The sequence below is a fragment of the Virgisporangium aliadipatigenens genome (assembly GCF_016863615.1).
Taxonomy (GTDB): Bacteria; Actinomycetota; Actinomycetes; order Mycobacteriales; family Micromonosporaceae; genus Virgisporangium; species Virgisporangium aliadipatigenens.
Genome location: NZ_BOPF01000015.1, coordinates 121443 through 139605, shown reverse-complemented (window position 1 = coordinate 139605; position 18163 = coordinate 121443). Strand labels below are relative to the sequence as shown.

19 protein-coding genes are annotated in these 18163 nt (G+C 71.3%); 8 read left to right on the top strand and 11 right to left on the bottom strand.

The features are described 5' to 3' along the window. The first annotated feature begins 54 nt into the window (after positions 1 to 54). The 3 genes from Val02_RS21950 (at position 55) to Val02_RS21940 (ending at position 3324) form a co-directional block, all read left to right on the top strand. Positions 55 to 279 (top strand): zinc-ribbon domain-containing protein, encoded by a 225-nt coding sequence (locus Val02_RS21950; protein WP_203901024.1) that lies wholly within the window; start codon positions 55 to 57, stop codon positions 277 to 279. A 79-nt stretch (positions 280 to 358) separates the two neighbouring features. Beyond that, positions 359 to 1786, top strand: a complete 1428-nt coding sequence (locus tag Val02_RS21945; RefSeq protein WP_203901023.1) for a WGR domain-containing protein — start codon at positions 359 to 361, stop codon at positions 1784 to 1786. A 95-nt stretch (positions 1787 to 1881) separates the two neighbouring features. Next, positions 1882 to 3324, top strand: coding sequence for an alpha/beta hydrolase (locus Val02_RS21940; protein ID WP_239153233.1), 1443 nt, complete (start codon positions 1882 to 1884; stop codon positions 3322 to 3324). Between the two features lie 104 nt (positions 3325 to 3428). Here Val02_RS21940 and Val02_RS21935 read toward each other — a convergent pair whose 3' ends face one another. Further along, the gene (locus tag Val02_RS21935) at positions 3429 to 4049 is read right to left on the bottom strand and encodes a TetR/AcrR family transcriptional regulator (protein WP_203901022.1); all 621 of its coding nucleotides are present in this window, start codon (positions 4047 to 4049) and stop codon (positions 3429 to 3431) included. A gap of 92 nt (positions 4050 to 4141) precedes the next feature. Between Val02_RS21935 and Val02_RS21930 the strand changes: the two genes are divergently transcribed. The 3 genes from Val02_RS21930 (at position 4142) to Val02_RS21920 (ending at position 7293) form a co-directional block, all read left to right on the top strand. Next, complete coding sequence (locus Val02_RS21930; RefSeq protein ID WP_203901021.1) at positions 4142 to 5188, top strand: aldo/keto reductase; 1047 nt, start codon at positions 4142 to 4144, stop codon at positions 5186 to 5188. 115 nt (positions 5189 to 5303) lie between these two features. Next, positions 5304 to 6134: a helix-turn-helix domain-containing protein gene (locus tag Val02_RS21925; RefSeq protein ID WP_203901020.1), complete on the top strand. Its 831-nt coding sequence runs from the start codon at positions 5304 to 5306 to the stop codon at positions 6132 to 6134. Beyond that, positions 6046 to 7293: an acyl-CoA dehydrogenase family protein gene (locus Val02_RS21920; RefSeq protein WP_308440017.1), complete on the top strand. Its 1248-nt coding sequence runs from the start codon at positions 6046 to 6048 to the stop codon at positions 7291 to 7293. The genes Val02_RS21925 and Val02_RS21920 overlap by 89 nt, the downstream gene beginning before the upstream one ends. Before the next feature lie 36 nt (positions 7294 to 7329). Here the strand turns inward: Val02_RS21920 and Val02_RS21915 are convergent, their stop codons facing one another. The 6 genes from Val02_RS21915 to Val02_RS21890 form a co-directional block, all read right to left on the bottom strand. After that, positions 7330 to 8160 (bottom strand): TrmH family RNA methyltransferase, encoded by an 831-nt coding sequence (locus Val02_RS21915; RefSeq protein ID WP_203901018.1) that lies wholly within the window; start codon positions 8158 to 8160, stop codon positions 7330 to 7332. 63 nt (positions 8161 to 8223) lie between these two features. Beyond that, on the bottom strand, positions 8224 to 9027 hold the full coding sequence (locus Val02_RS21910; RefSeq protein WP_203901017.1) for a GNAT family N-acetyltransferase: 804 nt from the start codon (positions 9025 to 9027) through the stop codon (positions 8224 to 8226). 46 nt (positions 9028 to 9073) lie between these two features. Beyond that, the gene (locus tag Val02_RS21905; RefSeq protein WP_203901016.1) at positions 9074 to 9403 is read right to left on the bottom strand and encodes a hypothetical protein; all 330 of its coding nucleotides are present in this window, start codon (positions 9401 to 9403) and stop codon (positions 9074 to 9076) included. A 100-nt stretch (positions 9404 to 9503) separates the two neighbouring features. Beyond that, positions 9504 to 10334, bottom strand: coding sequence for a hypothetical protein (locus tag Val02_RS21900; RefSeq protein ID WP_203901015.1), 831 nt, complete (start codon positions 10332 to 10334; stop codon positions 9504 to 9506). Positions 10335 to 10390: 56 nt separating this feature from the next. Continuing rightward, on the bottom strand, positions 10391 to 11500 hold the full coding sequence (locus Val02_RS21895) for an SPFH domain-containing protein (RefSeq protein WP_373317945.1): 1110 nt from the start codon (positions 11498 to 11500) through the stop codon (positions 10391 to 10393). Between the two features lie 62 nt (positions 11501 to 11562). Beyond that, complete coding sequence (locus Val02_RS21890; RefSeq protein ID WP_203901013.1) at positions 11563 to 11988, bottom strand: NfeD family protein; 426 nt, start codon at positions 11986 to 11988, stop codon at positions 11563 to 11565. A gap of 142 nt (positions 11989 to 12130) precedes the next feature. Here Val02_RS21890 and Val02_RS21885 point away from each other — a divergent pair, with 142 nt between their 5' ends. Next, positions 12131 to 13405, top strand: a complete 1275-nt coding sequence (locus Val02_RS21885; protein ID WP_203901012.1) for a serine hydrolase domain-containing protein — start codon at positions 12131 to 12133, stop codon at positions 13403 to 13405. Here Val02_RS21885 and Val02_RS21880 read toward each other — a convergent pair. Together Val02_RS21880 and Val02_RS21875 are read right to left on the bottom strand one after the other, a co-directional pair. Continuing rightward, positions 13376 to 14344: an isopenicillin N synthase family dioxygenase gene (locus Val02_RS21880; protein ID WP_239153232.1), complete on the bottom strand. Its 969-nt coding sequence runs from the start codon at positions 14342 to 14344 to the stop codon at positions 13376 to 13378. The genes Val02_RS21885 and Val02_RS21880 overlap by 30 nt on opposite strands. Continuing rightward, positions 14341 to 15150 (bottom strand): DUF3097 domain-containing protein, encoded by an 810-nt coding sequence (locus tag Val02_RS21875; RefSeq protein WP_203901011.1) that lies wholly within the window; start codon positions 15148 to 15150, stop codon positions 14341 to 14343. Before Val02_RS21875 ends, Val02_RS21880 begins: the two co-directional genes overlap by 4 nt. Positions 15151 to 15225: 75 nt before the next feature. On the opposite strand from Val02_RS21875, the gene Val02_RS21870 reads away from it, so the two are divergent. Further along, positions 15226 to 16008, top strand: a complete 783-nt coding sequence (locus Val02_RS21870) for an Rv1486c family protein (protein ID WP_203901010.1) — start codon at positions 15226 to 15228, stop codon at positions 16006 to 16008. Positions 16009 to 16148: 140 nt separating this feature from the next. Here Val02_RS21870 and Val02_RS21865 read toward each other — a convergent pair whose 3' ends face one another. Together Val02_RS21865 and Val02_RS21860 are read right to left on the bottom strand one after the other, a co-directional pair. Further along, positions 16149 to 16928, bottom strand: a complete 780-nt coding sequence (locus Val02_RS21865; RefSeq protein ID WP_203901009.1) for an HAD-IIA family hydrolase — start codon at positions 16926 to 16928, stop codon at positions 16149 to 16151. 187 nt (positions 16929 to 17115) lie between these two features. Then, entirely contained in the window at positions 17116 to 18102 is a 987-nt protein-coding gene (locus Val02_RS21860) for a ferrochelatase (protein WP_203901008.1), read from the bottom strand. Between the last annotated feature and the right edge of the window lie 61 nt (positions 18103 to 18163).

Genomic DNA, 18163 nt, shown 5'->3' with positions numbered 1-18163 from the left:
GCGTAGGTGGAACGCGCGCGACCGTGCGGGCAGACTCTCGGTAACCTCACCCGTGTGTTCTTCATCTTCGGGTGGGGCTGGAAGGCGACCCACCTCGCGACGACGCAGCTGACCTGTCCGCGTTGCGGCAACCACGTTGCCCATCCGGTGCAGAAGCAGGTGCTCAAAATTTCGCTCTTCTTCGTCCCGCTGATCCCGCTGAAGACCAAGTACACGGTGACGTGCACGGCGTGCGGCGTCACCCGGGAGGTCTCGCCCGCGGCGGTGGGTGTCCACTAGGGACGGACTGAATCTTGTCGCACGGTCTCGCTATGGTGTCGGCCATCAATCCTCCGACCCCTCCGGAAGGCCGTTGCGAATGCCTGCCCAGACGACGTACCTCGAACTGTCCGAGGACTCCGGGAGCGCCCACAAGTTCTACGAGGTGACCGTCGACGGCGCCGACCTGACGATCCGCTACGGGCGCATCGGCGACCAGGGCCAGGTCAAGAAGACCACCTACGCCGACGCGGCCAAGGCCACCACCGAGGCCGCCAAGAAGATCGGCGAGAAGGTGCGCAAGGGCTACGCCCCGGCCGTGATCGGCCAGCGCGCCAAGCGTTCGGTGTCGCGCCGCGCGATGGTCCCCGCGTCGGCGCCGACCAGCAAGACGCTCGCGCCGGTGCTGTGGCGCTACCGCTCGGGTTCGCCGGCGTTCGGCATCTTCGTCGACGGCGACCGCTGCATGGTCGGCAACGAGAGCGGCGTCATCACGACGCTGACCCACCAGGCCGAGGTGATCCAGCAGTACCGGCTGCCCGACGGGGTGAAGTGCATCGTCGCCGACGACGGCTGGCTCTACGCCGGCTGCGACGACGGCAACGTGTACGACCTCTCCGGCAAGGTGCCGCGCATGGCGTACCGGATCTCGCCGGACATCGACATCTACTGGCTCGACATCCACGACGGCGTCCTGGGCGTCTCCGACGCGCGCGGCGGCATCTGCACGATCGACCACGACGACGAGTTCCTGTGGCGGCGGCAGGGGCGCGGTTCCTACGCGTGGATGGTGCGCTGCGACGCCGATGCCGTCTACCACGGCCACAGCAAGGGCGTCACCGGCTACGACTGGCGCACCGGCCAGGAGCGGTGGCACACCACGACCGGGGCCGTGCTGTTCGGCTGGCAGGAGCGCGACACGGTCTTCGCGGGCACGTCCAACAGCCAGGTGGTCCGCCTGGGCAAGGACGGCGCGACGCACCGCGTGTACAAGGCCTCCGCGTCGGTGTACTCGTGCGCGACGTCGCCGGACGGCCGGTACGTGTTCGCCGGTGACAGCGGCTCCTCGGTGTACTGCTTCCAGGAGGACGGCACCCTGCTGTGGAAGCTGCGCACCGGCTGCGGTTCGGCCTACTCGATGCAGTACCACGACGAGCGGCTCTACATCGTCACCACCGACGGCTCGCTCGCCTGCATCGACGCCAGCGAGGCCGCCATCAAGGCGGCGCAGTCCGGTGACGTCCCCGAGGTCGTGGACGTCAAGGCACCGCCGCGGATCGCGCAGGTCGCGCCGTCGTCCACCGTCGAGGTCGTGCACGACAGCGGCAGCGGCGTGGTGGTCGAGTGCTACGAGCAGGGCGGCCGGGTGCGCGTGCGGGTCGTCTCCTCCGGCTACCACCACGACTGGCGGGTGCAGTTCCCCAGCGACATCCGGGAGCCGGGCGCGCGGTACGTCGTCGAGGGCGTGCGCGAGGCGGCGCGCGGCGGCTTCTACCGTTCCTACGGGGAGCCGCGCCGTCTCGTGTAGATCGGGGTGGATCCGGGGCGCTTCGGTATCGGCGAATTCACCGGCGCCCCGGAGCATCGATTGACTCATGCACATGCGGCGACTTGTATGGGGCCGTGGGACATCTCCGTGCCGGTGCGCGCCTGCTGACGGTCGTCGTGCTGCTCTCCGCCTCCCTCGTGGCCGCCTCCCCGGTGTCCGCCGCGGAGCCGGCCGCCTGCACCGCCCCGGTGCCGAGCAGCACCAAGCCGGGCTACGTGGTGGCCGATCCCGACTGCGACCTCAACGGGACGCCGTTCGGGCCGTTGACGTCCGCCGACGGGACCCCGTTGAGCCGCACGTGGACGGGCATCGTCGACGGTGCGGCCTATCGCATCGAGGTCCCCTTGCGGTGGAACGGTGAATTGGCCGTCTGGGCGCACGGATACCGCGGCCAGGGCGCCACGGTGTACGTGGACAACCCGTCGCTGCGGGCGCACTACGTGGCGCGCGGCTTCGCGTGGGCGGCCTCCAGCTACCAGACCAACGGCTACGACGTCGGCCAGGGGGTCCGCGACTCGCACGCGATGATCGCCCGGTTCGCGGCCGTCACGGGCAAGCGGGCGCGCGGCGTGTACATGACCGGCGTCTCGATGGGCGGCCACATCACGGCCGTCGCGATCGAGCACTACCGCGGGTCGTTCGTCGGCGCGATGCCGCTGTGCGGGTCGATCGGCGACACCGAGCTGTACGACTACTTCACCGACGCCACGGTGACGGCCGCCGCGCTGACCGGCATGCCGCTGTCGTTCCCCACCGACGGCGATCCGGGGCCGGCGTTCGACGCGGCGTTCAAGGCCGACGTGAAGGCCGCGCTTCCGTTGCTGGGCAGCAACTTCGGGGTCGGTGTCCCGCCGACCCTCACCGACCTCGGCCGTACCTGGGGCGACGCGGTCGAACGCCGTTCCGGTGGCGAGCGCCCCGGCTTCGACAGCGCGTTCGCCTACTGGAACGCCGCACCCGGCCTGGCACCGAACAACGACGTCCCGTTCCTGTTCGGCGTGTACCCCGGCATGAGCGGCGGCACGGCCGGCATCGCCCCGGGGAACATCGTCGACAACCGCCTCACCTGGTACGACCTCGACGACCGCCTGCTGCCCAGCCGGGCCGAACTGCGCCTCAACCGCGACGCGCTGCGGGTGGCCCGCACGGCGACGGCCAGTCGGGACCTCTCCGGCATCCCGAGGGTGAACGGCGACCCGCGCATCCCGGTGCTGTCGCTGCACACGATCGGCGACCTGTTCGTGCCGCTGTCGATGGAGCAGACCTACGCGCTGCGGGCCGCCCTGCACGGGCAGTCCCGCAACGTCGCCCAGCGGGCCGTCCGCGCGGTGGGGCACTGCGAGTTCACGCCCGGCGAGCTGAACCGCACCTTCGACGATCTCGTGACCTGGGTCCGCACCGGCCGCAAGGCCGCCGGCGACGCGCTGCTGAACCCCCGCGAGGTCGCCCGCCCGACCTTCGGCTGCACGTACACGGTCGGCGCCCGCCCGAATTTCGTGGCGCCCGCCTGCCCCTGACCCCTCCGCCGGCCCCTGACCCCCTCCCGCCGATCTTGCAGTTGTGGTGCCCGGCGTGCCCGGTCTCGAGAGCCTATGTCGCCACCACAACTGCAAGATCGCCGCTATCGGACCGGCTGCGGACCGCCGGCGGTCGTGTAGACGCCGGCGTGGGCGGCTGCCACTGCCGCGTCGGCAGCCCGGTCCGCCGCGGCCTCGTCGATGGGGTCTCCGCTGACGAGCAGGCGGTAGTAGAGCGGTGCCGAGACGGCGCGGATGACCTCGGCCGCGTCCGTGCCCGGGGGAAGTTCCGCCCGTCGTACGGCCTGCTCCACGCAGGGGGCCCACTCGGCGATGCGGACGGCGTAGAAGTGGTGCAGAGCCTCGGCGGCGCGGGGGTCGCAGGTCGCGGCGACGATGACCGCCCGGAACAGCGCACCCTGACGCGGATCCACCAGGGTGCGCTGCACGAGCCGGGCATTGGCACGCAGGTCCCCGGTCAGCGATCCGGTGTCGGCTCGCGGCAGGGACTGCTCCGCCATGTCCGTCAGCAGGTCGGCGACGAGGCCGGCGACCGTACCCCAGCGGCGGTAGACCGTTGTCTTGCCCACCTCGGCGCGGCGCGCCACGTCAGCGAGGTCGAGACGGTCGAAGCCGTGCTCGACGAGCGCGTCGCCGGCGGCTCGAAGCACGGCGGCGCGGACCCGGGCGGTCCGTCCTCCGGGTCGGATCGCACCGACGGCCATAACGGGTCTCCGGTTCCCTTAACTGCGGGTGGCTGCTATCGTAGCCGACGCCTTAACGGAACTGCAGAACCTTTAACGGGGAGGCGACCATCGTGGAGTATCGACGACTCGGGGCATCCGGACTCAGCGTGCCCGCCCTCAGCTTCGGCGCCGGCACCTTCGGCGGCTCGGGACCGCTCTTCGGCGCCTGGGGCAATACGGACGCCCGGGAGGCAAGACGCCTCGTGGACATCTGCCTGGAAGCCGGGATCAGCATGTTCGACACCGCGGACGTGTACTCCGACGGCGCGTCCGAGGAGGTGCTGGGACAGGCGATCAGAGGCCGACGCGACGCCGTCCTGATCTCGACCAAGAGTGGCCTGCCGACCGGCGACGGACCGAACGACGCGGGAACCTCACGCGCCCGTCTCGTCCGATCGGTCGAGACGGCGCTGCGTCGACTCGGCACCGACTACATCGACCTGTTCCAGCTACATGCCTTCGACGCCGCGACACCCGTCGAAGAGGTCGTGGCGACACTGGACGACCTGGTACGGGACGGGAAGATTCGCTATCTCGGCGTCTCCAACTTCGCCGGCTGGCAACTGATGAAGTCCCTCGCCGCCGCCGACCGGGACCACCGCCGCCGGTACGTGGCCCACCAGGTCTACTACTCGCTCATCGGCCGGGACTACGAGTGGGAACTGCTGCCCCTGGGGCTCGACCAAGGCGTCGGAGCCGTGGTGTGGAGCCCGCTCGGCTGGGGACGGCTCACCGGCAAGATCCGCCGCGATACACCGCCACCGCGCACGAGCCGGCTGCACGCGACCGCTGCCCAAGCCCCGCCGGTCGACGATGAGCACCTGTTCCGCGTCGTGGACGTCCTCGAAGAACTGTCCCGCGAGACCGGCCGAGCAGTGCCGCAGATCGCGGTCAACTGGCTCCTACGACGACCCACGGTGGCCACGGTCATCATCGGCGCCCGCAACGAGGCGCAACTGCGGCAGAACATCGACGCTGCCGGCTGGTCACTCACGCCCGAACAGGCAGCCCGGCTCGACACTGCCAGCACCCGCACCGCGCCCTACCCGTATTTCCCTTACCAACGCCAGGAAGGCTTCGCCAGGCTCAACCCTTCCCCGGTCGCGAACACCGCCTGAGCGACGCCCGACCGGTGCCGGCCGGAGCGGCCGACGCGTCCGGGCGGGGTCCTGCCGATCCACCTGGCCCGATCTGGGCCAGGCTGCGCCCGGCGCGGGTTGTCACAATCGTCGGGTGCTTGAACGACATGCGTTCGGTTCGCTCCTGCGCGCCTGGCGTGACCGGGCCACCCCGCAGTCCATCGGCCTGCGCAGCGCCGGCGTGCGGCGGGTACCGGGCCTGCGTCGCGAGGAACTGGCCCGGTTGGCCGGTGTCTCGCCGGACTACATCCGGCGACTCGAACAGGGTACCGGCACACCGTCGATTGCGGTCGTCGAGGCGCTGGCCCGCGCGCTGCGCCTGACCCGCTCCGACTATGAGTACTTCTGCGTGATCGCCGGGCACGCGCCGGTCGGCGACGACCGGGTGCCCAGCCATGTCGGCCCGAGCGCGCAGCGGCTGCTGGACCGGCTCGGCCACGTCCCCGTCTGCCTCTGCGACGCCGCCTGGACCGCGCTCGCCTGGAACCCGGCGTGGGAGGCGATGAACTGCGACGCCGTCTCGGCCCGCGGTCGCGACCGCAACGTGGCCTGGCGCACGTTCACCCGCCCCGCGCTGCGGGTGCGCCGCTCCGACGAGCGCACCTCGCGCTTCGAGGCGACGATCGCCGCGGACCTACGCACCACCCTGCACCGCTACCCCGCCGACCCGGACCTGGTCGCGCTCGTCAACGATCTGCGGCTGCACAGCCGCCGGTTCGACGAGCTGTGGACCGGCGGCGGGGCGGTGCGGTTCTTCGACGACCAGGTGCTGATCAACCATCCCGACGTCGGGAATCTGCAGGTCGACTGCGACATCCTCACCGTGCACGAGGGCGATCTGCGGGCCCTCGTGTTCAGTACCGAACCCGGTTCCGACGACGCGCGCCGGTTGGCCGACACGCGCTCCCGACACGAATGGAAATGACCCAGCGCCAACGACAATTCTCGATGCCGACGCTCTTGTCGACCGCGCCCGTGACATCGTCAAGACGTTGCGCGACAACGCCGGGCTGACCGAGCGGGACCTTACCCCCGCGCCGGCCAGCGTGGACGCCGTCCGCGAGGCAGGACTGTTCGCGATCACCGTGCCCCGCGAGTACGGCGGTCACGGCGCGAACCTGCCCACGCTCGTGCGGGTGGCGGTCGAGCTCGGCCAGGGCTGCCCGTCGACCGCGTGGGTGTTCTCGCTGTCCTCGGCGGCGAAGCTCATGACGGGCGCGGTGCAGACCGGCCGGGCCCGTGACGCGTACTTCGCCGACCCGCACTGCGTGGTCTGCGCGAGCGGGGTCATCGGCGGTCACGGCGAGACGGTGCCGGGCGGGCTGTCGCTGACCGGCAAGTGGCGCATGGCCTCGGGCTGCGAGGTCGCCACGTGGGCGTTCCTGGTCACGCCGATCGTCCGTGACGGAGCGCCGGCCGGCGGGGCAGGAGTGCTGGTGCCCGTCGCCGACCTGACGGTCGAACGGTCGTGGGACGCCGCCGGACTGGGTGGGACCGGCAGCCACACTCTTGTCGCCGACGGCGTGTTCGTCGAGGACGCGTTCGTCGCCCTGCCGCCGCCCGGCGCGACGATGCCGCAGCCGCCGGCCCGGCTCACGATCGGCGCGGTGCTGGCCCACCTGGCGCCGATGCTCGGGGCCGCCAAGGGCGCGCACCAGGTCGTCGAGGAGTTGCTGCGCGGCGACAAGGCGCCGTTCCAGACCACCTACCGGCGGATGGCCGACTCGCCGCTGGCGCGGCTGTGGTTCGCCGAGGCGACCCGGCTGGTCGACGCGGCTGTGGAGCGCTCGATCCGGGTCGCCGAGCTGCTCGACCGTACCGGCGACGTGCCGCCCATGCCGTCGCTCGACCGCTCGACGCTGCGCATGGAGCTGGTCACCGCCGCCCAGGAGTGCCGCGCCGCGCTGGGCAAGCTGCTCGACCTGCACGGCGCGAGCGGCTTCCAGCACGCCAACCCCCTGCAGCGGTTCTGGCGCGATGTCGAGGTCGGCACCCGGTACGCCGGGCTGAACCCGTTCATCACCGCCGAAGATCACAGCCGGCTGCTGCTCACCGACGAGCCGCCGGTGTCCATGGCGCTGTAAACGGGATCCTCACGGGCATCGAGGACCGGCCGCGCTTCAACGGATCTCCGACTGTCCGGAGCGCTGATCCTCGCGCGCGAGCTCCCAGAACGCGATGGCTGAGGCGGTCGCGACGTTCAGGGAGTCCACTCCCCCGCTCATCGGGATCGACACCCGCACGTCACACGCTTTGAGAGCATCATCGCTGAGCCCCGGCCCCTCCGCACCCACCAGAATCGCGGGCCGGACGCGTTGACCGGGGCTCAGCGACTGAATCGGCGTGGCATCCGACGCCGGCGTCATTCCGAGCAGGGTGAAGCCGGCGTCCCGGACCAGTCCCAACCCGTCGGGCCACGGATCGAGACGGGCGAACGGCACCGCGAACACCTCCCCCATGCTCACCCGCACAGTCCGCCGGTACAGCGGATCCGTGCAGGTGGGCGACAGGAGAACCGCATCCAGCCCGAGCGCGGCCGCAGACCGGAAAATGGCACCCAGGTTGGTGTAGTTGTTCAGACCCTCCAGGACCGCTATCCGCCTCGCCGCGGCGAGCAGTTCCCCGACCGGCCGGGTCGGACGCCGGTGCAGCGCGGCGAGCACCCCGCGATGGACGTGAAAGCCCGTGAGCGCCTGCATCACCTCGGCGCTCGCCGCGTACAGCGGCACATCGCCGGCGTCCAGGTCGCCGAACTGGTCCACCCGTTTGGCGTCCACCAGGATCGACCGCGCCCGGTAACCGGCGCGAAGCGCCCGCCGCAGCACCAGCTCACCCTCGGCGATGAACAGCCCCAGAGGCTGCTCCACATGGTTACGCAGGGCCACATCGGTCAGGTCGCGGTAGTCCGCCAGGCGAGGATCCGCCGGGTCGGTGACCGTCGTCGCACGCACGAACGCATCATGCCCCAACGCCCACCGACAGCTGCCGGCCGCACCGCACACCGCCGGGTCGGGTCAGGAGCGGCCCCCGTCGGCGAGTTGGAAGAAGTGGATCGGCGTGTTGGCACGGCAACCGATGCGCTCGTACACCGGCCGCCCGGCCTGCGTCGCGTGCAGTACGACCCGCCGGTGACCGGTCTCCTTGAGGCCTTCGTGAATAGCCTTGCGGGTGACGGCCTCGCCGTATCCGCGGCGGGTCTCCTCCGGGACCGTCGCGACGAGCGCCAGGAATACGGAGCCGCGGGCGGCGATCGTGGCGGCGCACGTTACCGGGCGTCCATCGCGGTATCCGACGTATGCGTAGGCGTCGTGCAGCCAGAGTTTCGAGCCGGCGATCGCGTTCCGGCCGGCCTCGAGCGTCATGCCGTACGCGCGGCCGTTGATCTCGCCGTAGGTGACCAGCTCTTCGTCACTCTCCACCCGCCGGAACTCCAGTTCGGGATGGTGCGGATCAGGGACCGACAGGTCGCCGGCCATGCCGCACCCGGAGAACGCCAACTGGAGACCGGCCTCGGCGGCTCGGCTGAACAAGTCCTGCTTCGCCTGCGCGGACAGCAGTTCCTCGAACACCCACAGATAGCCGGCCTGCGATCGGGTCCTCATGTAGGAGGCAGCTCGTGAGAGCCGGTCACCGAGCGCGTCCTGCGGTGTGTCCACGTCGGTGAAAGCGATGGTGTTCCAGAATCCGAACGTGCTGTCGGCCCACATGAAGCTGACCCCTTGGTCCGTGTTGAGGTCCCCACCACGGTCCCGGATCAGATCGGCCCAGGTGGTGACGAGCACGTCTTTCGACTCAACAGCGGCTTGCGATACAGACACGTTACGTCCTCTCTTCGGTGTCAATTCTCATCGGCGTCGGAGTCGGTCAGAAGCGGCGCCATACAAGGACTCCGCCCATCGCACCGAAACAGCGCTGGCGGTACACCGTTCCGCTGCCGACACGGTGGCCTTCCCACACCGGGTCGTCGGCTGCCGGTCGCGGCGCCTCGACCACGTAATAGCAGCCGTCAGCACGGTCCAGTTCACCCCAGCCGTCCTGCCAGCACGGCACCGGCATGCCGTTCGACAGGCACTCCGGCGCGGTGGTGGCGGCGTGGGAGACGTCGCCCGCCGCGAGCCCGCCGGTGAGCACCACGGCAGCCAGGGTGATGAGCGATTTCCGGTAGTACTGGCTCGGCATCTCGTAACTCCGCATCGTGTGCGACTCGCGAACGTCACCAGAACGAGCACGGGTGGAGTCGAGTTCGACGGTGAACCGCGGATGCGGGGATATCACTAGACGCGTCCTACGGCGATCAACCGCTGGATGTCTGCTCCGCGTCGTGGTCCGGAGGGTCCGCGTGCCAGATCCACTGGTGCCGCACGTACAGGTCGCGGAAACCGGCTCGGAGCATGTTGTTGTGCGAGGTGTTCGGCGGTTGGGCGGTCTCCACCAGCAGAGTGCGCGCGCCGTGCTCACGTGCGCAGGCGGCGCGAGCCGCGACGAACGCCGTCTGGGCACCGCGCCGCCGGTATGGCAGCAGCGTCGCGGAGCCGACCAGGTCGGCGTAGTCGCCGAAGAAGCGCAGCACGCTCAGGGCCACCATGTCGGGGCCGTCCCAGGCCGCGAACGCGTGAAAGTTGTCGCGTCGCAGGAAGCTGGCCATCACATCCGCGCTCTCGGCGGAGACGAAGTCCGTCCGGACCGCCAGTGCGACGACATCCGGGTACTGATCGACGCTCGCCTCGGCGATGCGCAGCGTCGTCCCGGCAGTGGGCACCGGCTCGACCGGCCGCACCATTCTGACGGTCGACGGGCCGAGCGTGAGCCCGTACGCGCGGCGAATCCGATCGCCGTCGACGGGCCGGGCCGGATCGGCGATCTTCAGGGTGGCTCGGGTGACGCCGGCGTCGCGGAAGAAGCCGAGGACCGCGGCGATCACGTCAGCGTCGACCGGACCGTCCGCACCCAGCCCCGTGGCGACGTTCCGGGGGCCGCCCGGGTCGTGGCGGGTGGCCTGCACCGCGGCACCGCCGACCCGGGCCGAGGTCGCGCCGAGCGCCTGACGGACCGGCGTGGGCAGGGCATCGAACGCCGCCCGGCCGGCCTCGGCCTCGCCGCGTTCGATGTCCGCGTATGTGATCATCGCCCAACGGTAGGCCGGCCTAGGCCGCGCCGATCGGGGCCTCGGGTCCGGACGCGCTACGCGCTGTCGGGCCGGGCGACGGCCGCCCGCTCCGAACCGTTCCCGAGAAGATCCTCCAGCGTGCCCCCGTCGGGCGTCGACGGGAGCGCGGGCGCACCGCCGACGACGGTGGCCTTGCGGGCCTCGGCCGTCGCCTCCTCGGCGGCCCGGGTCGCGGCGGCGGCGACCTCGCGCGCCTCGGCCTCCACGGCCGCCGACGCGGCACCGACCGCCGGGGCCTCGGTCACTTTGGGCGCCGGGTCGGCGTCCGCGTCGGCCGACGCGGCCCGGGCCGGGCGGCGGGCCGGACCGTCGAAGGCGCCGCTGAGCGCTCCGCCGATCCCCTCCAGCGCCCGCGTCACCTCGGCCGGCAGGATCCACAGCTTGCTGGCCTGGCCGTTGGCGATCTGCGGCAGCAGGTGCATGTACTGGTAGGCCATCACCTGCGGGTCCGGGTCGGCGGCGTGGATGGCGTCCACGAGGGTGCGGATCGCCTTCGCCTGGCCCTCGGCCTCCAGGATGCGCGCCTGCCGGTTGCCCTCCGCGCGCAGCACGGCGGCCTGCTGGTCACCCTGTGCGGTGAGGATCTGCGCCTGCTTGGTGCCCTCGGCGTTGAGGATGGCGGCGCGGCGGTCCCGTTCGGCCCGCATCTGCTTCTCCATCGAGTCGCGGATGCTGTTCGGCGGCTCGATCGCCTTGATCTCCACCCGGGTGACCTTGATGCCCCACCGGCCGGTCGTCTCGTCGAGCACGCCGGACAGGTGCCGGTTGATGTCGTCCCGGCTGGTCAGGGCGCGTTCGAGGTCGAGCGAGCCGATGATGTTGCGCAGCGTGGTGACGGTCAGCTGCTCGATGGCCTGCAGGAAGTCGGCGATCTCGTAGGTGGACTTGACCGGGTCGATCACCCGGAAGTAGAGCACCGTGTCGATGTTGACCGAGAGGTTGTCGGAGGTGATCACCGGCTGCGGCGGGAAGCTCTTGACCTGCTCGCGCATGTCGACCGGCTTACGAACCGCGTCGATGTACGGCACCAGCATGTTGAGCCCGGCGTTGAGCGTGCGGTGGTACTTGCCCAGCCGTTCGATCACGTATTTGCTCTGCTGCGGCACGACCCGCACGGACTTCATCACGGTGACCAGAAGCAACAGGGCGATCCCGCCCAGTACTGCCAACAGCACGACGTCCACGGTCAGTCCCTCCAGACCAGTGCGGTCACTCCCTTGATGTCGATGACCCGGACGCGTTCGCCCGGCTCCATGACCTGATCGGCGTCGATGGCGCGGGCCTGCCACAGCTCGCCGTCGATCTTGATGACGCCCTGGTCGGCGTCGACCCGCTCGAGTACCACGGCCTCGTGTCCGGTGATCTCGCCGACCGGGACGGCCTCGTCCGCGTCGCGCCCCATCCACTGCCGCAGCAGCGGCCGCACCCCGAGGGTGGCGAGCAGCGAGACGAGGATGAAGACCACGCCCTGGACGGCGAGCGGTGCGCCCAGCCCGGCGGCGGCGGCCGCGGCGAAGGCGCCGGCGGCGAACATGACCAGAAAGAACGACGCCGTGAACATCTCGGCGACGGCCAGTACGACGCCCGCTATCAGCCACAGCAGGACATCCATCAGGCAATCCTGACACGGTTTCACCACCGTCGGCTCACTCCGCCAGGTCAATGGCAGGTAACGAAGGGGGCTCCGATGCGTTGACCGATACGGCCGCTTTGAGAGGCGGTGACCTGATCGCCGGCATTGACTGGAGGAGCGCATGCAGACCGCCCCGTTCGTGGACCGACTGGTCACCAGGGTCCAGGCGGACAAGAACGTCCCGGCGCTGACCGCCGCCGTGTTCCGTGACGGCGCCGTGCAGCACGTCGCGACCGCCGGCACCACCCCGGCACCCGGCGCCGGACTGCAGTACCGGATCGGCGGCATCACGAAGACGTTCACGGCGGCGGTCGTGCTGCGGCTGCGCGACGAGGGACATCTCGCCCTGGACGACCTGCTGTACCGGCACATCCCGGGCACGCCGCTCGGCGGGATCACGCTGCGGCAGCTGCTCAGCCACACCTCCGGGCTCCAGCGGGAGCCGGACGGGGCGTGGTGGCAGCGCTGCCCGGGGGTGGGACTGGAGGCGTTCCTCGACCGGCTGGGGCCCGACCAGGCCGCGCGGCCGCGCTACCACTACTCCAACCTGGCCTACGGCCTCCTCGGCGCCGTGGTCACCCGGATCACCGGGATGGACTGGACCGACGCCGTCAAAAAGCATCTGTTGGAACCCCTGGCGTTGCGCCGCACGACCTACCTCCCCGAGGGGCCGTACACCCCGGGATATGTCGCCCACCCGTGGCACGGGACGCTGCGCGAGGAGCCGGTGCACGACACCCGCGCGATGGCACCCGCCGGCCAGCTCTGGTCGACCGCGAGCGACCTGTCCCGCTGGGGCGCGTTCCTCGCCGACCCGGACCCGGCGGTGCTGGACCGCACGACGCTCGACGAGATGTGCAGCCCGGTGGCCGTGCACGACCTGGACGCCTGGACCGGCGGGCACGGCCTCGGCCTGCAGCTGTGGCGCCGCGGCGAACGCGTCGTCGTCGGCCACACCGGAGCCGCACCCGGTTACGGCTGCGCCCTCGTGGTGCACCGGCCGACCCGCACCGGCGTGGTCGTGCTGGCCAACACGTTCCGCAAGAACGTCGCCGAGGATCTCGCCCTCGAACTGCTGGCCGGCGTCTGCGACCGGGAACCGCTGCCGGCGGTGCCCTGGCGTCCGGCGGTCGTGCCGCCACAGGACCTGGTGCCGCTCACCGGCCGGTGGTGGTGGATGGGCCGGGAGCACGAGTCCCGCTGGAACGGCACCGAACTGCTGCTCGGCCCGACCGGCGAGGAGCCGTGGCGGTTCGCGGCCGACGGGGTGGACAGGTGGCGCGGGCGCGGCGGCGAGTACGACGGCGAGGCGCTGAAGGTGCTCCGCGACGCGGGCGGTCAGGTGATCGCGCTCGACGTGGCGACCCTACTGTTCACGCGTGACCCGGGTGCCTGAGGCCAACTGCGGGAACACCTTCGACACCTTGCCGACGAGGTAGTCCCCGTAGGTCCCGTCGAACGCCCGCAGATCCTGCCCGTCCCATCGCTGTTCGCCGTCGCTGCCCCGTGCGCTGTCGGGAAGCGGCGGCACCTCCATCGCGAAGTCCGGGTCGAAGAAGAACGGGAAGGAGAGCCGCTCGTTGCCGCTGGTGTTGCGCACCCGGTGCGGGGTCGAGCGGTACCACCCGCCGGTGAGCCGGTCGAGCATGTCCCCGATGTTGCACACGAACGTCCCACGAACGGGCGGGGCGGCGATCCAGCCGTCGGCGGTGCGCACCTCCAGCCCGCCGTTGTCGTCCTGGGCCAGCAGCGTGAGGAGCCCGTAGTCGGTGTGTTCGCCCACGCCCCACCCGTCCTCCTGCGGCGGGGCGGGCGGGTAGTGGAAGATCCGGAACAGGATCGTCGGGTCGGCCGTGTAGCCGGCGGAGAAGTAGTCGGCCGGCAGGTCGAGGCTGCGGGCCACGCCGCGCAGCACGGCCTGCGCCACGTCCGTCAGCCGCTCCAGGTACTCCAGCACCGTGGTGCGCAGGGCCGGCACCCGGGCGGGGAAGAGGTTCGGGCCGTGCAGCGGCAGCCCGGCCAGCACCCGGGCGTCGTCGGGCGGGAGTTCGCTGCCGAAGTAGACGCCCTCCTTGAGATCCGGCCGGCCCGAGGTCAGTTCGCCGCCGACCGGGAACCAGCCGCGCCAGGCCCGCCCACCGCGTTCCATGGCGATCTCGGCCTTGACGGTGTCGGGCAGGGCGAAGAACTCCCGCGCCGCCGCGTCGAGGTCGCGCAGCAGCGCCTCCGGGACACCGTGCCCGGTGACGTAGAAGAACCCGCTCTCCCGGCAGGCCTCGGCGATCCGGTCGGGGTGCGCGGGATCGGCGAGGTCGACGATCGGCAGGGTCCTCACGCGGCGCCGTCCGAGGGGTCGGTGACGAAGTCGATGAGGCGTTCGACGGAGTTGATGAGGGGCGTCTCGAGATCCTTGTACGAACGCACGCTCGACAGGATCCGCCGCCACATCTCCGGCGGGTCGGCCACGCCCAGCGCGTCGCAGACCCCCTGCTTCCAGTCCTGCCCGCGCGGGATGACCGGCCAGGCCCGGATGCCGAGGCGTTCGGGCTTGACCGCCTGCCACACGTCGACGTACGGATGCCCCGTCACCAGCACGAACGGCGACCGCACCGACGCCACGATCCGGCTCTCCTTGGAGCCCTCGACCAGGTGGTCCACCAGCACGCCCAGCCGCTGCCCCGGCCCCGGCTCGAACTCCGCCACCGCACCGGCGAGGTCGTCGATCCCGGACAGCGGCTCCACGACCACCCCCTCGATGCGCAGGTCGTCGCCCCATACCTTCTCGACGAGGGCCGCGTCGTGCAGCCCCTCGACCCAGATTCGGCTGCCGCGGGCGACCCGGGCGCGCACCCCCTCGACGGCGATCGAACCGGAGGCGGTGATCCGTCTCACCTGCTGCGCCGGCGCGCTCGGGCGGCGCAGCGTCACGGCCTGCCCGTCGATGAGAAAAGCGGCCGGCGCGAGCGGAAAGTTGCGCCGCTTCCCGTACCGGTCCTCCAGCACCACCGCGCCGTGTTCGAAGCCGACGACCGCGCCGCAGAAGCCCGAGTCGGCGTCCTCGACCACGAGGTCCGGTTCGGCCTCCATCTCCGGCACGATCCGGCGCGGGCGTCGCGACCGGAGCACGTCCTCGCCATACATGACGCTCACCGTATGCCGGGGGACCCGCCCGGGGCTTGCGAGACACACCGCAGGCCAGCACGTACTCTGTGCTGCATGTCCCCCGCAGCGCACGCGGCCACCATGACCGCGCGCCGCTCGGCCCGGTTCGTCTCCTGGGTCCGCGCGTGGCGCGCCGGCCTGGTGCCCTACGACGACGTTGCCGACGAGATCGCGGCCGGTGAGGAGCACCTCGCCGCCGACGTGCCCGGCACCTGGACCGACGTGCCGCTGACCGGGGCGCTGGCGGTGCTGTCGAAGCTGCACCCGGACGACGTGCGCCTGGTGCTGCCGGCCCCGGGGGATCCGCGCGGGCTGCCCGGCCCCGGCCCGTTCAGCGGGGCGGCGCTGGCCGCCGGCGAGGGCGTCGTGGCCGGCGAGCACGGCCTGGTGCCGGAGGTGCGCACGCACACGAGTGGCTCCGGGGACACCTGGGAGACGGTGCTGTGGCGGGTGTTCCCGCTGCCCGCCGCCAGGCGACCGCCGGAGTTCGTGAGCGCCGCCGAGGCCGAGGCGGAGCTGAGCACGGCCCTGATGAGCGCCACGACGACGCTGACCAAGCTCGACGTGGCCCAGTGGCGACCCGAGCTGGCCGGCGCCCTGGCCGCCATCCGCAAACCCGACAACACCGCGGAGCTGCCCCCGGGCTACGACCCCCGGTCCCGCCGCCTGTACGCCAGGGCCAGCGTCCTCGACCGCGTGCTGGCGCTGGCGGAGCTGTCCGCCCCCGGCGGCGCGGTCAACGGCTACGAGGCCCAGCAGCGCGACGCCGCGCTCCGCCCTCTGACGGCCGCCTGCCGGCGCGCGCTGGTGGCGGCCTGCAACGCCCCCATGATCTGAGCGCGCCCGCGCCGGGAAATGCCCCCGGACCTGGCAAGCGGAGCCGGAGCGGCGGGGCGCGAAGCGGCCCCGCCGTGGAGCGCAGCGGGCTCGGCGGGAGCAACGGTCCGCACCACGACGGACCGTCGCAATGAAAAGCTCTAGATCTCCGCGATGAGATCGGCCACCGAGTCCACCACGCGCGACGGGCGGTAGGGGTAGCGATCGATCTCGGCGCGGGCGGAGATGCCCGACAGGACGAGGATCGTCTCCAGGCCCGCCTCGAGTCCACAGAGGACGTCCGTGTCCATCCGGTCGCCGATCATCGCGGTGGTCTCCGAGTGCGCGGAGATCGCGTTGAGCGCGGAGCGCATCATCATCGGGTTGGGCTTGCCCACGAAGTAGGGCTCCACGCCGGTCGCCTTGGAGATCAACGCCGCGACGGAACCGCACGCCGGCAGCGCCCCCTCGTTGGACGGCCCGGTCACGTCCGGGTTGGTCGCGATGAACCGCGCCCCGTCGTCGATCAGCCGGATCGCCTTCGTGATCGCCTCGAACGAGTACGTCCGGGTCTCCCCCAGCACCACGTAGTCCGGATCCTGGTCCCCCAGGACGTAGCCCACCTCGTGCAGCGCGGTGGTCAGCCCCGCCTCGCCGATGACGTAGGCCGACCCACCCGGCCGCTGATCCTCCAGGAACTTCGCCGTCGCCAGCGCGCTCGTCCAGATCGCGTGCTCGGGCACGGTGATCCCGATCCGCTCCAGCCGCGCGGACAGGTCCCGCGGCGTGTAGATCGAGTTGTTGGTGAGCACCAGGAAAGGCTTGCCGGACTGCCGCAGGCCGCCGAGGAACTCCGATGCTCCCGGAATGGCCTGCCCCTCGTGCACCAGCACACCGTCCATGTCGGTCAGCCACGACTCGACGGGCTTTCTCTCACTCATCGCTGCCCACTCAGTGTCGACGGCGCGCAGATGGCGCCGTCTTCCCTCGTCGCTCCGATCGCTGCGCTCACTTCGCTCCTCAGTCCAGACGACGCCGCGCGCCGTCGACACTCGCTCATTCACTGTCCAATCAAGGCACGGGCACGCGGCGGGACGACGGCAGGGGTGTTTCGGGGCGGCAAAGCGCTCACGTGCGCTTCCTCACAGGAGCCGGGCAGCACCCCGGCTGGCAGGCGTCCCACACGGGCAGCGTGCCGCAGCGGCGACGCGGGGCACCGTCGGTCCGCTCCGCGACCAGCTCGGCGATCATCCGGACGAAGCGCGGGTCGGTGCCGGGCGTCGGCACCCGGTCCCAACGCAGCCCGAGCTTCTCGGCCGTCTCGGCCGCCTCGTTGTCCAGGTCCCAGATCACCTCGAGGTGGTCTGAGACGAACCCGATCGGGGCCGCGACGACCGCGGACACCCCGCCGGCCGCCAGCGCCTCCAGGTGGTCGTTGATGTCCGGCTCCAGCCATGGAACGTGGGGCGGGCCCGACCGCGACTGCCACACCAGGTCCCACTCCGCCACGCCGGCCCCCGCCGCGACCAGCCCTGCCGTCTCGCGCAGCTGGGCGGTGTACCGGTGCCCCTCCGGCCCGCTCGACTCGTCCATCGACGTGGGTATCGAGTGCGCCGTGAAGACCAGCCGGGCACCCGGCGTCCACACCGCCTTCACCCCGTCGACGAACGGCTCCACGAACCCCGGATGGTCGTGGAAGTGCCGGATCTTGTCGACCTCGGGCGCACCCTCGCCGACCTCGGCCCGGGCCCGGTCGATGTCCTCCCAGTACTGCCGGCAGGCCGAGTACGAGCTGTACGCGCTCGTCGCCAACCCGATCGCGCGCCGCACGCCGTCGTCGCGCATCCGCCGCAGGGTGTCCGCGAGGAACGGGTGCCAGTTGCGGTTGCCCCAGTACACCGGCAGGTCGAGCGCGGGCTCGACGGCGGCGAGGAGCGCACGGTTCTGCTCGTTGATCGGGGAGACGCCGCCGAAGTGCCGGTAGTGCTCGGCGACCGCCAGCAGGCGCTCACGCGGCACGCCCCGCCCGCGCGTCACGTTCTCCAGGAACGGCATCACATCGTCCGGCCCCTCCGGTCCGCCGAAGGACAGCAGAAGAAAGGCGTCGTACGACACAGATCGATCCCTCCTGTAGGAACCAGCGCGGTGACACGGTGTAGCGACCTTCTGTATGGTC

Excerpts from the sequence above, each read along its gene's own strand:
- Val02_RS21945 (WP_203901023.1), top strand. The coding sequence starts at position 359 with ATGCCTGCCCAGACGACGTACCTCGAACTGTCCGAGGACTCCGGGAGC.
- Val02_RS21935 (WP_203901022.1), bottom strand. The coding sequence starts at position 4,049 with ATGGCCGTCGGTGCGATCCGACCCGGAGGACGGACCGCCCGGGTCCGC.
- Val02_RS21905 (WP_203901016.1), bottom strand. The coding sequence starts at position 9,403 with ATGCGGAGTTACGAGATGCCGAGCCAGTACTACCGGAAATCGCTCATC.
- Val02_RS21900 (WP_203901015.1), bottom strand. The coding sequence starts at position 10,334 with ATGATCACATACGCGGACATCGAACGCGGCGAGGCCGAGGCCGGCCGG.
- Val02_RS21895 (WP_373317945.1), bottom strand. The coding sequence starts at position 11,500 with ATGAAGTCCGTGCGGGTCGTGCCGCAGCAGAGCAAATACGTGATCGAA.
- Val02_RS21890 (WP_203901013.1), bottom strand. The coding sequence starts at position 11,988 with ATGGATGTCCTGCTGTGGCTGATAGCGGGCGTCGTACTGGCCGTCGCC.
- Val02_RS21885 (WP_203901012.1), top strand. The coding sequence starts at position 12,131 with ATGCAGACCGCCCCGTTCGTGGACCGACTGGTCACCAGGGTCCAGGCG.
- Val02_RS21875 (WP_203901011.1), bottom strand. The coding sequence starts at position 15,150 with ATGTATGGCGAGGACGTGCTCCGGTCGCGACGCCCGCGCCGGATCGTG.
- Val02_RS21870 (WP_203901010.1), top strand. The coding sequence starts at position 15,226 with ATGTCCCCCGCAGCGCACGCGGCCACCATGACCGCGCGCCGCTCGGCC.
- Val02_RS21865 (WP_203901009.1), bottom strand. The coding sequence starts at position 16,928 with ATGAGTGAGAGAAAGCCCGTCGAGTCGTGGCTGACCGACATGGACGGT.